This is a genomic window from Nostoc sp. UCD121 (assembly GCF_014222285.1).
Taxonomy (GTDB): Bacteria; Cyanobacteriota; Cyanobacteriia; order Cyanobacteriales; family Nostocaceae; genus Nostoc.
In genome coordinates this window covers 25859-40333 of record NZ_JACKZS010000049.1, presented here as the reverse complement: position 1 = coordinate 40333, position 14475 = coordinate 25859, and the positions used below count along the sequence as shown (strand labels likewise).

Annotated in this window: 16 protein-coding genes; 6 read left to right on the top strand and 10 right to left on the bottom strand. The window is 45.0% G+C overall.

The genetic code is table 11. The annotated features are described in order from the left end of the window. The 4 genes from GNF10_RS13150 to GNF10_RS13135 form a co-directional block, all read right to left on the bottom strand. Positions 1 to 245, bottom strand: a 245-nt coding sequence (locus tag GNF10_RS13150) for a WD40 repeat domain-containing protein (RefSeq protein ID WP_369009409.1), incomplete at its 3' end; no start/stop codon positions are given. Further along, positions 238 to 540, bottom strand: a complete 303-nt coding sequence (locus tag GNF10_RS13145) for a WD40 repeat domain-containing protein (protein WP_185582694.1) — start codon at positions 538 to 540, stop codon at positions 238 to 240. The genes GNF10_RS13150 and GNF10_RS13145, both read right to left, overlap by 8 nt. Then, positions 485 to 922 (bottom strand): hypothetical protein, encoded by a 438-nt coding sequence (locus GNF10_RS13140; protein WP_185582692.1) that lies wholly within the window; start codon positions 920 to 922, stop codon positions 485 to 487. The genes GNF10_RS13145 and GNF10_RS13140 overlap by 56 nt, the downstream gene beginning before the upstream one ends. A 179-nt stretch (positions 923 to 1101) precedes the next feature. Further along, a complete protein-coding gene (locus GNF10_RS13135; RefSeq protein WP_185582690.1) occupies positions 1102 to 1710 on the bottom strand; it encodes a hypothetical protein in 609 nt (202 codons plus the stop codon). Positions 1711 to 3121: 1411 nt separating this feature from the next. On the opposite strand from GNF10_RS13135, the gene GNF10_RS13125 reads away from it, so the two are divergent. The 6 genes from GNF10_RS13125 (at position 3122) to tehA (ending at position 9354) form a co-directional block, all read left to right on the top strand. Continuing rightward, positions 3122 to 3592, top strand: coding sequence for a response regulator transcription factor (locus GNF10_RS13125; protein WP_185582688.1), 471 nt, complete (start codon positions 3122 to 3124; stop codon positions 3590 to 3592). 42 nt (positions 3593 to 3634) lie between these two features. Next, positions 3635 to 4174, top strand: a complete 540-nt coding sequence (locus GNF10_RS13120) for a general stress protein (protein ID WP_185582685.1) — start codon at positions 3635 to 3637, stop codon at positions 4172 to 4174. Between the two features lie 193 nt (positions 4175 to 4367). After that, complete coding sequence (locus GNF10_RS13115) at positions 4368 to 5657, top strand: NAD(P)/FAD-dependent oxidoreductase (protein ID WP_185582683.1); 1290 nt, start codon at positions 4368 to 4370, stop codon at positions 5655 to 5657. Between the two features lie 216 nt (positions 5658 to 5873). Next, positions 5874 to 6884 (top strand): phosphogluconate dehydrogenase (NAD(+)-dependent, decarboxylating), encoded by a 1011-nt coding sequence (gnd, locus tag GNF10_RS13110; protein WP_185582681.1) that lies wholly within the window; start codon positions 5874 to 5876, stop codon positions 6882 to 6884. Positions 6885 to 7248: 364 nt separating this feature from the next. Next, on the top strand, positions 7249 to 8196 hold the full coding sequence (locus tag GNF10_RS13105) for a class I fructose-bisphosphate aldolase (protein ID WP_185582679.1): 948 nt from the start codon (positions 7249 to 7251) through the stop codon (positions 8194 to 8196). A gap of 180 nt (positions 8197 to 8376) precedes the next feature. Then, positions 8377 to 9354, top strand: a complete 978-nt coding sequence (tehA, locus tag GNF10_RS13100; RefSeq protein ID WP_185582677.1) for a dicarboxylate transporter/tellurite-resistance protein TehA — start codon at positions 8377 to 8379, stop codon at positions 9352 to 9354. 333 nt (positions 9355 to 9687) lie between these two features. Here tehA and GNF10_RS13095 read toward each other — a convergent pair whose 3' ends face one another. The 6 genes from GNF10_RS13095 to GNF10_RS13070 all read right to left on the bottom strand — a co-directional run bounded on the left by GNF10_RS13095 (position 9688) and on the right by GNF10_RS13070 (position 14471). Beyond that, positions 9688 to 10638 carry an L-lactate dehydrogenase gene (locus GNF10_RS13095; protein ID WP_185582675.1) on the bottom strand — a complete coding sequence of 317 codons (951 nt, stop codon included), beginning with the start codon at positions 10636 to 10638 and terminating at the stop codon, positions 9688 to 9690. 72 nt (positions 10639 to 10710) lie between these two features. Continuing rightward, positions 10711 to 12105 (bottom strand): mercuric reductase, encoded by a 1395-nt coding sequence (locus tag GNF10_RS13090; protein ID WP_185582702.1) that lies wholly within the window; start codon positions 12103 to 12105, stop codon positions 10711 to 10713. A gap of 166 nt (positions 12106 to 12271) precedes the next feature. Then, complete coding sequence (locus GNF10_RS13085; RefSeq protein ID WP_221643396.1) at positions 12272 to 12637, bottom strand: hypothetical protein; 366 nt, start codon at positions 12635 to 12637, stop codon at positions 12272 to 12274. Positions 12638 to 12665: 28 nt separating this feature from the next. Next, positions 12666 to 13313 (bottom strand): cysteine hydrolase, encoded by a 648-nt coding sequence (locus tag GNF10_RS13080; RefSeq protein WP_185582673.1) that lies wholly within the window; start codon positions 13311 to 13313, stop codon positions 12666 to 12668. 221 nt (positions 13314 to 13534) lie between these two features. Continuing rightward, positions 13535 to 13939 carry a DUF302 domain-containing protein gene (locus GNF10_RS13075; protein WP_185582671.1) on the bottom strand — a complete coding sequence of 135 codons (405 nt, stop codon included), beginning with the start codon at positions 13937 to 13939 and terminating at the stop codon, positions 13535 to 13537. A gap of 52 nt (positions 13940 to 13991) precedes the next feature. Next, the gene (locus GNF10_RS13070; RefSeq protein WP_185582669.1) at positions 13992 to 14471 is read right to left on the bottom strand and encodes a nuclear transport factor 2 family protein; all 480 of its coding nucleotides are present in this window, start codon (positions 14469 to 14471) and stop codon (positions 13992 to 13994) included. Positions 14472 to 14475: the final 4 nt, after the last annotated feature.

Here is a 14475-nt window from a genome sequence, read left to right as displayed (position 1 = left end):
GTGTGTAAATCCCAAAGCTTGATTGTGCCATCGTCACTGCCACTAGCAATCAATCTACCATCTGAACTAATCGCAACGGTTTCTACTGGTTGGGTATGCCCACTTTCGCCCTTTAGCATAAGGAAAGTGCGTAAATCCCAAACCTTCATTGTTGGGGTGCTTATCCCACCAGTTACAATCCTCTTGCCATCTGGACTAATCGCAATTGAAGTAACACCATCTGAGTGAGCGTCTAAACTACGCAACAATTTCCCAGTACGTAAATTCCAGATGCCCTTTGAGCGTAAATTTGAGTTTTCCCGTCGCTAAATTCCACACCTTAATCGTCTTGTCTAAACTCCCACTCACCAAAGTCTGACCATCAGCAGAAAGCGCAAGGTCATAAATATCATTCGCATCTCCTTTGAGGGTTAATTGCGGCTGCTGACTTGGCAGATGCCAGACGCTAAAGCTTTTGCCACCGCCGCCCACTAAGGTGTGACCATCAGAAGAAAGGGCGATCGCTTCTGCTACTCCACTTAACTTCCGTACTACTGTCAAATCGCAATACTGGGAATGAGGCTGCGACAACTTGCAGATATTCGTTGCTCGGTAACTGCTCCACAAATATGCTCCGACTTGTATCAAAAAAATTATAATCGCTACACCACGCAGCAACCATATCTGTTTTTTGCTCAACCAGTTGTCTAACATCAGCTCTGTTCTCTTTTCGGTAGGTAGTTGAATTGATCGCAAACAGGTTATGAGGTATAGGGTGTGGGATGTAGCGAAGACTCTTCAAGTCACAAGCTGCATTAGTTGCTGCTGCATCTTCCCCACCGGAGCTGTGCAATTTTGTCAGATCCGCTAAACAACGTGCGATCGCTTCCAAAATTTTCTCGCACAGTCCCATCAGTATCAACGCTAATAATCTCACTTTCATAATGCTCTTTCTCTATCTGACATCACCTATTACCAGGGTTTTGATGCTTCTGAGTTTGAGCGTAGAAACAAATTTACTTATTTATGCAAAATATTTAATCTGATTTTGACTAGGGAGAGTTGACGTTTAAAAGGAAGTAACAGAGCATTCAGGCTGATTCAGGATTTTTCTAGAACCAATTACTGCTCAAGAGAAATATTGTCCGAGTAGATATGCCATTTACGTTGGTTTGGAGTTGAGCCAGGAACGTTATTGACTCTTCGCAGCTTATAGCTACCACGAAAACGCTGTGGAGTTCCATTGCTAGTAACACTCGTAACAGTAACGGGAATTTCAATATATAGCGAGCCTGCTGCCCCTTCTAAAGAACCCGGTTTTCCGACTTCTTCAACAATGGATACGATGTTAGCAAAACCCTGCTGAAATTCCTCAAATGATTGCTTACTGGCAGTACCATCTCCATCCCAAGCCAAGTAAGCTTGTTTATAGTCAAGACGTGCGATGGCATCGTAATAATCATGAATCAGTTGGACTGCTTGTTGTTCTTGGGACTGGTTATTGTCAGGATTTTGTGTGCCAGAGGCGGGTGGAGAAGATGGATTAGACCTGTCCGAAAGATTTGCCAGGGTTGGGCGATTGGCAGATGCTAGTTGTGATGTAGCAGAGTTATTGCAAGCTGTAATAGATATAGCAAGCAATAAAACTCCAATGACTGTATAACGTTGTTTTAACCAGATACAAAAAGAAAAGTTAATATTGAACAAAGCTATCTCCTGTGGAATCTGCACTCTTTACTGATAAATTCAGCATACTTGAATTTATTGGTTACAGCCATTGACAAATTAAGATGAATAGTAATACTTTCAGCCAATAAGCCCCTAGTGTGGGCGACGCTATTTTTACCCCAATCTATGAATCTTCAAGAAGTCAAAAATCAATTTCCAGAAGCAGTGGGTGAGATCGAGACATAGAAACGGATAGTGCGCGATATTTTGACCCAACGGACAACAGAAAGTTTTTTACGGTGATGATTGCTGGCAAATAAAATTATCAGTCAGTTGGGAAAAATCGGTACTTCCATCTCAAGCGATCGCGATTTCACTCTGGCCCAATAGCTGCTGAAGATTGCACTCAGAATTTATCGGGGGAAGCTCATAAACAACCAACCGAATCACAAAAACTTTAGCCCACAAGAAACGCCATGTCCTATCTGCGGTTCACAAAATTTTATTTGGGGTCGTACCGTTGGAGAATCAGTAAGTCAGTGGGTGTATTTCCGTGCTGATGGGGCTGGGTGGGGAGAAGGCGAAAAGCTGCGCGCGCGTAAATGTATAAATTGTAATAATGTTCAGTTATTTACGTATGATTAGCTGTCAAGACAAACGAAACTAGCCTTGAAGCTAAAACCAGCACTCCAGTTAAAATTTGTCGCATATTTCAAGCAGGCGCAGATCCACCAAGCGCATTTCTGCAAGCATCAGCAATTTCTGTGCCAAAACCACCAGCTTGAACATGACGGAGTAGCGATTGTACTATCGGCATCGCAATACTCATGCTAAATAAGTTTTCTCCTTGCCCTCTTTTATCAAAGCTTTCAGATTTGAGGATGTACCTTATAGCTGTCGGAAGCGCTGTATGCACGGACGTATCTATCCCCTTTCCATAGGCGTTGAACCCTTGTAAATTGTCTAAGGTATTGAACTTTAGTATGAATTTAGATTCCAACCTTAGTTGAAGCTAACCTTACATTGATATATGGACTGATTCATCAATCATTGTATTGTACAAAAGTTTCAACTTTGAGTGGACGACAAGTTAGAGTTAATTGCATATATTTAATTCAGGCAAATATTGAAAGCAATTTAGTTGCAATATTTCAGTTTACTTGACACAAAGAGAGTAATAAGAGGGTTGTATGCTCAACGCTGATGCTGAACATACGGTATCAGTGAGCCTTGACCGTGACCTGATATTTCCCAATTCCTGCCTGATATATCTAAAAAAGTGTACATTGCTCGCATCAATGTTCGCGTTTTGACAACAGCATGATCGGCTTTACGTCATCGTCAGATCAATTGTGTTATTGATTCTTGTTTATGGTCTTCTAGTAACAGAATAATTTCTCAGTATTTCAAACAGCTTAGATCATCTACGAATTGAGTCAGTAATCTCAATCAATATTTCGTTGAGGATAATTTTATGACACGTATGCCATTACTAGTTGGAGATGATTTTGAGTATTCCAAAGTTCCAACTCAGAGTAACTTTTTTGGAAATTCTCCTATTAATCATGCACTCACTGCTGTCGCCCAAGAGGTCGCTAGATTGCTTCAACACGCAAATCCTGTTCAAGCTGATGGCAGCAACCATGCTGAAACAATTGCAATTCGAGGCATAGAACCGGAATACAGCCAAATCCTTACTATTGAAACGTTGACTGAGCGAGAGTTAGAGATATTGCAACTGATTGTTGACGGGTACAGCAATGATGGAATTGCCCAAAATTTGTACACCAGTACAGGTACGACGAAAACCCATGTTCGCAATATTTTGAAGAAATCCTGTGCGAGCGATGCTGAAGGCAAGGCTTCTCTACGAGAGGCTACGCCAACGCCAACGCACTCAGGTAGCAATACCGGCGCTGCGTGCGATCAGGTCTTGTCCACTTAAAAGATAATGTTGTTTAATTCTCACTCATAAGGAGTCAAATCTATGTTATACAAACACGAAACTGTGAAAGTTTTTCCATCCCATGTTGAAGCAGAAACCGCCGTATTAGAACTGCAAAAAGCGGGCTTCGATATGCAAAAGATTTCGATTATCGGTAAAGACTATCAAACCACTGAACATATCCGTGGCTTTCTCACCTGGAAAGATACGGCTAAAGCTGGAGCCGGAGAAGCAGGTTACTGGGGCAGCTTTTTTGGTGGACTATTTGGCATTCTCACAGGGGTTGGTTTGCTGTTTATTCCAGGAGTCGGCCCTGTGATTGTAGCTGGACACGTTGCCGGAGTGCTGGCAGGTTGGCTCGAAGGTATGGTTGTAGGGGGTGTAGGAGCTGCTGTGGCAGGGGGGTTAGTAGGTGCCCTTGTAGGATTGGGAATTCCCAAAGAGCAAGCCTTGAAGTACGAGACAGAAATCAAAGCTGGTAAGTTCATGGTGATTGTCTCAGGCACAGATGAGGAAATTGATCGAGTGCAACAGATTCTAACTAGGGTAAATCCTAAAGTTGCTCAAGAAGTTGTTGTTTAAATTAACAGCAGCTACACCTTCTAATGTCATATTTTATTTCTGACCTAATCTCTTAATTATGCCGTCTCTAAAGCTCTGATCTGATCGTTCCAGAGCTTTATCTTTATCACAGGAATCAGTCGTTAGCGTACATTTTGGTTTCAATGCTACTCGTGCATGATTGCTTGCTGCTGTTTATCCACCACTTACTAAAATGAATTCTTCTCGCCCTACAGTGATTGTCGGAGCAGGCTTCGTAGGTCTTTTTACAGCGTTGCATCTGCGTCATCAGCAAGACCTACGGTGGATCATTTTGATTGATCCACAAGAACGGTTTGTCTTCAAGCCAATGTTGTATGAACTATTGACAGGTGAATTGTCAGAAGATGTCGTTTGTCCGACTTATAAAGAGTTGCTTCAAGGCAGTGATATCAACTTTGTACAGGACAAAGTAGTGGCGATCAACCTGCAAGAAAAACGTCTTAAGTTAGCTTCTGGCTCAGATTATATCTATGGTCATCTGGTCTTAGCTGTTGGCAGTATTCAGGGTTATTTAGGAACAGAGGACGCACAAAAAAACGCATTCGCATTTCGGACACAAGAGAATGCGATCGCTCTGGAACGCCAGTTACGAGAATGTTTGCAACGTGCTAGCCAAACGGATGACGAAACACAACGGCGATCGCTCCTCACGTTTGCTGTCGTTGGGGCAGGCCCGACAGGGGTAGAAATGGCAGCAACCCTGGCAGATTTGTTACCCGACTGGTACGCCCAACTCGGCGGCGATATTCGTCAGATTCGCATTGTCTTGATCAATCATGGCAAGATGATTCTCGCAGGCGATGTCAACGAGGGTTTGCAGGAAGAGGCTCTCCAAGCTTTCAGAACTCGAACAGTGCCTGTTGAATTGATACTAGGCGTAGGGGTGAAAGCGGTTGCTCAAAACCACCTGGAGTATCAACTTGCCAACAGCACTGAGATAAAAACGCTGTTGACTCAAACCACTATTTGGACAGCCGGGACAGCCGTGAACCCACTCATCCAAAATCTCAAGTCCCAAATTCCCACAGATCACCTGGATAAACATGGGCTACCGCTTGTCACCTCAACTCTGCAACTGCTGGATTTTCCAGAAGTGTTTGCCGCAGGCGATTGCGCGGACGTGCAGCCACAACCCTTACCGACTCTAGCCCAGGTGGCATATCAGCAAGGTGTGAGCATTGCTCACAATTTGATTGCCCTTACTAAAGGAGCATCCCCTAGTCCAGCCCATGTGAGTCTTCGGGGTACGCTAATGAAATTGGGTTTAGGAAATGGGGTAGCAAGGTTGTTTGACAAAGTGCAGATAACTGGCAAACCTGGCGATTTAATTCGCAGTGCAGCCTATTTGGAAATGCTACCCACCCCACTGCATGACTTTAAGGCAACCACAGAATGGCTGAAGGAAGAAATTTTCCATCGCTATCACAGACCCAAGATGAAGCCAGAAACCATCGCAAAATAGCCTCTCTCTTCGGTTGAACAACGAGAGCGATCGCTCATTCATCTGTGTATGCCACTGGATTAGAGTGGACAACCTCCTCATCGCCGCTAAGTGATTTTGCACAGGTGATGTACTTGAGCAGGAGGGATGAAATATTGCTGTTCTGTTAATGAACCAGAATCTTATTTCTAATCAGAACCGACTGTATGCAAACGAGAATTACATTGGAGAAAAATTATGCAGATGGGAGTGATTGGTCTGGGACGTATGGGTGCGAACATTGTTCGGCGACTGCTGCAAAATAACCATGAATGTGTGGTGTTCAATCGCACACCTGATAAAGTTAAACTGCTTACATCAGAAGGGGCGATCGGCACTTACAGCTTGGATGATTTTGTCCAAAAGCTCAATAAACCTCGTGCGATTTGGTTGATGGTGCCAGCCGGAGAACCGACCGAGCAGATGGTTAAGGAACTGGCTGCAAAACTCGATTCCGGCGACATGTTAATTGATGGTGGCAACTCTTACTACATTGACGATATTCGACGGGCAAATGATCTTATACAAAAGGGCATTCACTACCTAGATGTGGGAACCAGTGGTGGAGTGTGGGGTTTGGAGCGGGGTTATTGCATGATGATTGGTGGATCTCAGATGGCGGTTCAGTATCTCGATCCCATTTTTCAATCATTAGCTCCCGGACGGGGTGATATTCCACGTACTGCTGGACGGGAAAAGGTGGGCGGTACGGCTGAAGAAGGCTATCTGCACTGCGGATCGAATGGGGCGGGGCATTTTGTCAAGATGGTGCATAATGGCATCGAATATGGCTTGATGGCAGCCTACGCCGAAGGATTGAATATCTTGCATCATGCCAATGTAGGTAAGCAGAACCGTGTGGCTAATGCTGAAACGACCCCCCTCTGCAATCCTGAACACTATCGGTATGACTTGAATCTGCCTGATATTGCCGAAGTTTGGCGACGGGGCAGTGTAATTGCCTCCTGGCTACTGGATCTAACTGCGATCGCCCTCCTAGAACAACCAGACCTATCAGGCTTTGGGGGGCGCGTGTCTGATTCAGGCGAAGGACGCTGGACGATCGCAGCCGCCATTGACGAAGGTACTCCTGTCCCTGTACTCAGCGCAGCCCTGTATCAACGGTTTAGCTCACGCGGCGAAAATGATTTTGCAGATAAGCTGTTGTCTGCCATGCGTTTCCAGTTTGGCGGACACGTAGAACAATAGGCAAAGTTGAAGGAGGTAGGAGGCAGAAGGCAGGAGGTCTTTATTCAGAAGGGGATTCAGACCCCTCCTGAATAAGAGCCATCAAATTAAAAATTTGGTGCGGTGTTTCACCTTGTCCTGACGGTACTAGTAGTTCGCCAACCCAAAATTGCTGGGTGGAGGTCGGCAGAGGAGCAGGGGAGCAGGGGAGCAGAGGAGAGATTTGTACAAGTTCTTTCCCCCCTGCCCCTCCGCACCTCTGCCCAAGAGCTTGCCACCACGCAAAGTTCCCTTGGCAGACTACTAGCAGGAGTTAGCGGTCAGTTTTCTTCCTGCCTCCTGCCCCCTAACTCCTGCCTTTATTGATAATTTTAGGAGAAACATAATGACTCATCGAGTAAAAGAAATACTCAGTTGGTATGGCAGCGACAATCCCGGAACGCTGACTAATTTAGCCCGGTTGCTAAATCATGGCAAACTAGCTGGAACTGGCAAAGTCGTCATGCTGCCTGTGGATCAAGGCTTTGAGCATGGGCCCGCTAGCAGTTTTGCGCCCAACCCACCAGCCTATGATCCTCGCTATCATTTTGAGTTAGCGATCGCAGCAGGATGCAATGCCTATGCCGCACCGTTAGGATTTTTGGAAGCGGGAGCGCGAGAATTTGCAGGTGAAATTCCCCTAATTCTGAAAGCCAATGATCACGATGTGTTACTAGCTGAGTCAGACCCAACACAAGCACTCACTGACAGCGTGGAGGATGCGCTGAGGTTAGGATGCGTGGGCATCGGCTTCACTATCTATCCAGGTTCAGCCCATCGGTTTGAGATGTATCAGCAGATTCGAGCCTGTGCCGAGATAGCAAAGCGGCATGGATTGGTCGTGATGATTTGGTCTTATGCGCGGGGATCGGGTTTAAGTAAAGTGGGTGAGACAGCGATCGATGTGATTGGCTATGCGGCTCAGATTGCAGCTCAATTGGGCGCTCACATCATCAAGGTGAAGCTACCAAACGAACACATCGAACAGGATGCAGCCCGCAAGGTGTATGAGCAAGAGCAAATTCCGATCGCAACATTATCTCAACGAGTGCATCATGTGGTGCAATGTGCCTTTAACGGACGGCGGATTGTCATTTTTTCGGGTGGGCCGATCGACAGTGATGATGCTTTCCTCAATGAAGTTCGTGCTATTCATTCTGGACATGGATTTGGTTCGATTATCGGACGCAATTCTTTCCAGCGTTCCAAGCCAGATGCACTGCGATTGCTCAACACAATCATGGATATTTACAGTGAACAGTCTGCACCCATTCGCACTCCTGCACTGACCTAATTTGTCTATCAAGGCTGTTTTGATGAGTTTACAATCGAAATCGATCAAAACAGCCTAAAAATTGGGTTTGTTGTCTCTATTACAAACCGACTCCTCACCTTGAAGCAATCTTTCCCACCCCACTATGCCTGACTTTTTTCATCGCTTGCATCTCTCTACTGCTGCCAGGAAAGCTAGATCATGAGAAAATCACGTCCAAAGCCTACTTTATTGAAAGATTATCATGTCATCATTCCTGCTTCCTTTTTTGGCATGATTCTGGGTTTGGCAGGATTAGGTAGTTGCTGGCGAGTAGCTGCTAAACTTTGGCACTTGCCTACCTGGATTGGCGAAGTAATTATGCTGCTGACAATTGCAATCTGGCTCGTGTTGTTGCTGCTTTATGTGGGTAAATGGCTGTGGGCAAGAGCAGATGCCTTAGCTGAATTTGAGCATCCTGTTTTGTGTTGCTTTATCGGCTTAGTGCCTGTGTCTACGATGTTTGTAGCGCTAGCGAGCGCACCCTACTCTCGTGCGATCGCCATCACATTATTTGTTGTCGGTGCAATTGGTCAGTTAAGCTTTGGCGTGTATCGTTCCGGTCAGCTATGGATGGGAGGACGTAAGCCAGAAATAATTACACCCATTCTCTACCTCTCTACAGTCGCGGGTAGTTTTGTCAGTGCGATCGTTGCTAGTAACCTCGGTTATCGAGAATGGGGCCCGTTCTTTTTTAGAGGAGGGCTGTTTTCGTGGCTAGCACTGGAGTCGATGATTATGCAGCGCCTCTACTTGTTAGAAGCGTTGCCTAAACCACTACGTCCAACGCTGGGCATTCAACTTGCCCCCCCTGTCGTTGGCTGTGTTGCTTATTTGAGTATCACCAGTGGTCAGCCCGATGCCTTTGCTCAGTTCCTCTTCGGTTATGGACTGTTGCAAGCGCTGATTCTACTACGGTTGCTACCGTGGTTATTTCAACAACCCTTTACAGCTTCCTACTGGGCATTCACCCTCGGCATTGCTGCCCTGTCGCTGGCATCTTTGCGCCTTGTTGAACGCGGCATGACTGGAGTGATGCAAGAATTGGCACTACTGCTATTCATTGGCGCAAATATTGCGATCGGCAGTATTGCTCTAGGAACAGTGCGGCTCTTGCTGCGGGGCAAATTACTAAGCTAACGATCATTCATTTTTCCAGAACATATTGGGAGTAGAAATTATGGCTGCAACAACTAAGCAAAATGACACTAAATCGTTCGTTTGCTCAACTTGAATTGATATTCCTGTAGAAATCCGATCGCAACTAGATAACCCAAGTTGCGGGTTATAAAATTCTGAATACTTCGTGACCATTGATTGAAACAAATGCACATGAAAAGTTAGCGGTGGCGTTATGGGCGACCGGAAATTAGAGCCAAGCTAAGGTCAGAGCATTAAATCACTTGTTATCTCACTAAAAACTGTTTCGGATGTAATGTCGAGTATATTGTTTAATAGATTTCCAATTTGATTTTAATTATGCAAAAAATTATAGGCTTCATTGAGTTTGTTTGCGGATTCTTCTAATAAGCGTTGTTCATGAGCATTTCTTGATAACAACAGTTGGCGCTCAATACCTGTTGAGCCAATGATACATGGAAGTCCAAGAACAACTTCACTGCCAACTCCATAGTTAGAATCTGCTCTAGCCGATACTGGAAATATTTGCTTTTCATCTCGCAGGATGGTATCAACTAACTGACAAACTACTGTTGATATACCATAGCTTGTATTTCCTTTGCGTTCAAAAATGTTATAGCCTCGTTTACGAGTTAACTGTGTGTACTCTTGCTGAATTTGTTCTAGCATTGCTCCTTGTGGTATGGGAAATTCAGTTAACAGAATTCCCCCAATAAATGCACTAGACCAAACGACAAATTCACTGTCTCCATGCTCTCCAATCACATAAGCATGAACGTCTTGTTTTGCAACATTCAGTCGCTTTCCAAGTTGATATCTCAGTCTAGCAGTATCAAGGACGGTTCCCGAACCGAAAATTAGGTTTTCTGCTCTGGTGGAAGTAGCGATCGCAATCCGCGTGAGTACATCCACTGGATTGCTAATGATAAGTACGATTGAATTCGGTGCAACTCGATCCAATTCTTTGATTGTTGAACGTATAATCTCTGCATTGTCGCTCAATGTATCTAATCGCGTCTGTCCAAGTTTCGGCTGCACCCCAGCAGTCACAATAATGATATCTGAATCAGCTAAATCTTCATACTGATTTGATGGTATGATTTCCATCTCTTTAAGTAGGGGAATGCTGTCTTCAATGTCCCATACTTGTCCTTCAGCTTTTGATAAGGTTCGGTCAAAAAGGATAACCCTTACACATCTACCGAGTAAAACTAAAGCATTTGCAACGTCTGCACCTACATTACCTGCACCAATAATACCGACTTTAGATGTTTTACTAATCATGCTATATCTACTTTTTTCAAGAGTTAAATGTCGTTTATTTGGTAAGTCCTTGGGTCTGCAATTGCTGTATGCTTACAACTTGGAAAACAATATATTTAACCCTTCGGTCATCGTGGGATGAGTCAAAATACCATCGCGCAGAACGGTGTAGGGCATCTGAGCTTGCATCACCATCTGCACTGTTGAAATCACTTCACCTGCTTCATGACACAACAGGGAACACCCTAAAATACGACCTGTATCTGTATCTACGATCGCCTTTAGCAGTCCATCGGTTTGACCGAGCGTTCTTGCTCTAGGAACGGCTGACGCATCCACCTTGGCCACGCGGATAGCATATCCTTGTTGCTGTGCTTCAGTTTCGGTTAAACCCACCTGCGCCAGTTCTGGATCAATGAACAGACAGGATGGAACCAATCGATCCCTTGTACTCCGGTTGCCCCCATCAATTAAATTAGCTTTGATAATGCGATAATCGTCGAGCGATATATGGGTGTATTGCGGCCCGCCATTAATATCGCCTAACGCCCAAATCCCCGGAATGTTCGTCTCTAAGCGATCGTTGACTTGAATAAATCCGCGTGTATCGGTTGCCACACCAGCAGCAGGTAAATTTAAGCTCTCGGTATTGGGCGCACGGCCAACGGCGACGAGCAAATGCGACCCCTGGAGCGTGATTTCACGATCGCCAACTTGGATTTGCAGGATGGTTTCATTACCAGTGCGATCAACCCTCAACACCTTCGCTTTTAATAAGAATTCAATACCATCTTGTTCTAAAAGTCTTTGAACTGCGATCGCTATATCTGGATCTTCCTGTGACAGGATTTGCTCACTTTGCCCAATGATAGTAACGCGAGAGCCAAAGCGCCGAAACATCTGAGCAAACTCTAAACCAATATAGCCACTACCGAGAACAATCAGGTGTTCAGGCAAATATTCTAGCTCCATAATCGACTCACTTGTTAAAAACTCAACTTCAGTAAGTCCGGGTACAGATGGAATTAACGGTCGTGTGCCTGTATTAATAAATAAGCGTTCGGCGGTAAGTAAGCGATTGTTCCCCTCAGTCGTCGTTACTGCGATCGTTTTGGGAGCAACAAACCTTGCTTCGCCAATGATCAAGTTGCTATCGAGAGCCGTTTCTAAATTGTGCAAGTTCATTTCACGCATCCCTTGCACAACCGATCGTTTTCGTTGGATCACCTCTGCTAAATTAACGCTGGGTGTGTTGGTTTTAACCCCATAAGCGGCACTGTTTCGCACTGTGTTTGCTACATTGGCACTCGCCACCATAGTTTTAGTAGGAATGCAGGCAATATTAATGCACCCGCCACCAATCATATTTAAGCTGCGTTCAACCAGAGCGGTTTTACGTCCGTCAGCAACCAGCGCTGGTGCTAGTGTTTTACCCGCTTTGCCGCCGCCGATAATAATATCGTCATAGTGTTGAGTGTCCACTTCCATATCCTTTGAGTTTGACAAGGTGAATACGATTTCTAGAAGGTGTTATGAATTTCAGAAAAAACTGGCTGACTAAGAGGGTTTTAGCGATCGCGCATTTCGGGAGCGTAAATCAAGATGCTTGCCTTAACTGGGTTTCAAAAAAGTGCATAACACCCGCGCTTAGGATTCAACTTTTCGTACAAGCTTGCTTCATCAAGATACGGTTGTTTTTATACACCTCTAAAGTTCCAGACTGCGGGTTATCTAACGTGCCATCCCACACCCAATATTTATAAATTCCACTCCGAAACTTATACACTCGAACACCTTCTGTCGCTTGGCTAGTTCCTTTGCCCAAACTTAAATTACCGTTGGGATTGGTTGCGCGATAGAGTAGTTCACCGGAATTATAATTCTGCCAAATATTGATGTTGTAGCCACCCTGGCATTTCGTACTCAGGATGAGGCCAGCAGTAGAATCAGCAGAAGCTCTTAAGGAAAAATTAGCTAAGATACTGATTGGCAGAGCCAGGAGTAAGGCAGATATTTTCATAAGTTTTGTAAAATTAATAAGTTTGACATTACTTGATTGATGCTACAACTTCATCTGTAGAAAGGACTGCATTGGCAATATAGCCAAAGTTGATCAGTGCTGCCTTGTAGCCATCACCCAGTTGCGGATGCCGAGGGGCTGCTGTTGCATCTTTGACAACAAGAACCTCAAATCCCTGCTCAAGCAATTCGCGTAGGTGAGCTTCAACACAAAGATTTGCCAACATTCCAAGTATAATGACTTTGCTGATGTTGCGTTTACGCAGTTGCAAAACGAGGTCGTTAGTTTGCGGCCCATAGACTTTGTGCGGACTGGCCACAATCGTCTTGCCATCCTCAATGAAAGGCTTATAGCGATCGAGCCAGTCAGCACCCGATCCCAGGAATCCATCGAGGCTCAATGCACCACGGCGATCGAACTCCTTAACCTCAAGCATCATTTGCTCTAGGTTTCCGGCAAATTTCCAACTATAGTCGGTGGGGTAGTAATAGTGAGGGGAGATAAAAACTTCAAATCCATTCTGCTTCGCGGCTTTGAAGATTCGCTCAATGTTTTCGATGGTGTTGTTATCCTTAACACTCTCACCCACCAAATCCCAGGAAACCCCTTTTTCGCTCAAGACATCGTTTTGCGGATCGATGACAACTACTGCGGTGTCATTCTTGTTGATGTTCATGGTTTTTCTCGTTACTTGTTGATTTTCACCGTTCTCTTTCTTAAAAACCACCCGCGATATGCAGCGTTTTCCCAATGATTCAGAATCAGAATATTTTGGTTGTCAGGGCGATCGCGGTGGGCGAATTATCTGGCAGTAGTCACCCCATTTCAGACTTTGACACCACTGCCTAAATGCTGTTTCAAAAACGCTAACCTGCGATTGCGTGCTAATTCTGCGACTTATTTATGATCGGCGGAATTAAGTGCTTGATAGATTAAAGGTGCAATGATAGCGATATTTTCCACCAACTCATCGGAGAGAGAAAATCGCTGTTTTAAGTAATTAGGATCGTTGTAACTCACCCAAACCTTCCCGTCAGCCGCTTCCCATGCCAGTACTTTCAGGGGTAAATCCAGGGCGATCGTTGGTTCTGCCACCATGAGGGAAGTTCCGGCTTTCGGATTGCCAAACAGCAACAACTGTGTAGGACACAGGCTTAGTCCGACTTTTTCGGCTTCAGCCTGTTGATCGATGCGGGCAAAAATGGTGATGCCTTTTACTTCAAGGACGGCTTCTAATCGATCAATGGTTACAGGCACTGAATATTGACTGAGCTGGCTAATGATGCCGTTGTTTGCATTCATAGCAGTGGATTTCTTGTAGGATAAAAACTGGGTGATATGGTCGTTGGGTTTTTCAAAGATTGAGGTCTGACAATCCGGGGTGATCGTCAGGACGACGACCTAGTATCCAGTGGTATTTGCGATCGCTCTCCTGAATTGGCAGGTCGTTGATGCTGGCAATACGCCATCGCATGAATCCATGTTCGTCAAACTCCCAATTCTCATTGCCGTAAGAACGGAACCAGTTGCCGGAATCATCATGCCATTCGTAAGCAAACCGGACAGCAATTCGGTTGTCTTGAAAAGCCCAAAGCTCTTTGATCAGACGGTAGTCTAATTCTTTAAGCCACTTACGTGTCAAGAATTGTGCGATCGCCTCACGACCAGATAGAAATTCTGAACGGTTGCGCCAAATGCTATCCGAGGTGTAAGCAAGTGATACTAGTTCAGGGTTACGTGTGTTCCAAGCATCTTCTGCGATTCTGACTTTTTGGATAGCGGATTCACGATCAAAAGGCGGCAGGGGTAGTCGAGGATTTTCGGCGTTGGTCATAGTA

What these genes read in the sequence shown, in the direction of transcription:
- GNF10_RS13090 (WP_185582702.1), bottom strand. Translation starts at nt 12,105, where the DNA reads ATGGAAGTGGACACTCAACACTATGACGATATTATTATCGGCGGCGGC.
- GNF10_RS13095 (WP_185582675.1), bottom strand. Translation starts at nt 10,638, where the DNA reads ATGATTAGTAAAACATCTAAAGTCGGTATTATTGGTGCAGGTAATGTA.
- GNF10_RS13105 (WP_185582679.1), top strand. Translation starts at nt 7,249, where the DNA reads ATGACTCATCGAGTAAAAGAAATACTCAGTTGGTATGGCAGCGACAAT.
- GNF10_RS13120 (WP_185582685.1), top strand. Translation starts at nt 3,635, where the DNA reads ATGTTATACAAACACGAAACTGTGAAAGTTTTTCCATCCCATGTTGAA.
- GNF10_RS13125 (WP_185582688.1), top strand. Translation starts at nt 3,122, where the DNA reads ATGACACGTATGCCATTACTAGTTGGAGATGATTTTGAGTATTCCAAA.
- GNF10_RS13140 (WP_185582692.1), bottom strand. Translation starts at nt 922, where the DNA reads ATGAAAGTGAGATTATTAGCGTTGATACTGATGGGACTGTGCGAGAAA.
- gnd (WP_185582681.1), top strand. Translation starts at nt 5,874, where the DNA reads ATGCAGATGGGAGTGATTGGTCTGGGACGTATGGGTGCGAACATTGTT.
- GNF10_RS13070 (WP_185582669.1), bottom strand. Translation starts at nt 14,471, where the DNA reads ATGACCAACGCCGAAAATCCTCGACTACCCCTGCCGCCTTTTGATCGT.
- GNF10_RS13075 (WP_185582671.1), bottom strand. Translation starts at nt 13,939, where the DNA reads ATGAATGCAAACAACGGCATCATTAGCCAGCTCAGTCAATATTCAGTG.
- GNF10_RS13115 (WP_185582683.1), top strand. Translation starts at nt 4,368, where the DNA reads ATGAATTCTTCTCGCCCTACAGTGATTGTCGGAGCAGGCTTCGTAGGT.
- tehA (WP_185582677.1), top strand. Translation starts at nt 8,377, where the DNA reads ATGAGAAAATCACGTCCAAAGCCTACTTTATTGAAAGATTATCATGTC.
- GNF10_RS13080 (WP_185582673.1), bottom strand. Translation starts at nt 13,313, where the DNA reads ATGAACATCAACAAGAATGACACCGCAGTAGTTGTCATCGATCCGCAA.
- GNF10_RS13085 (WP_221643396.1), bottom strand. Translation starts at nt 12,637, where the DNA reads ATGAAAATATCTGCCTTACTCCTGGCTCTGCCAATCAGTATCTTAGCT.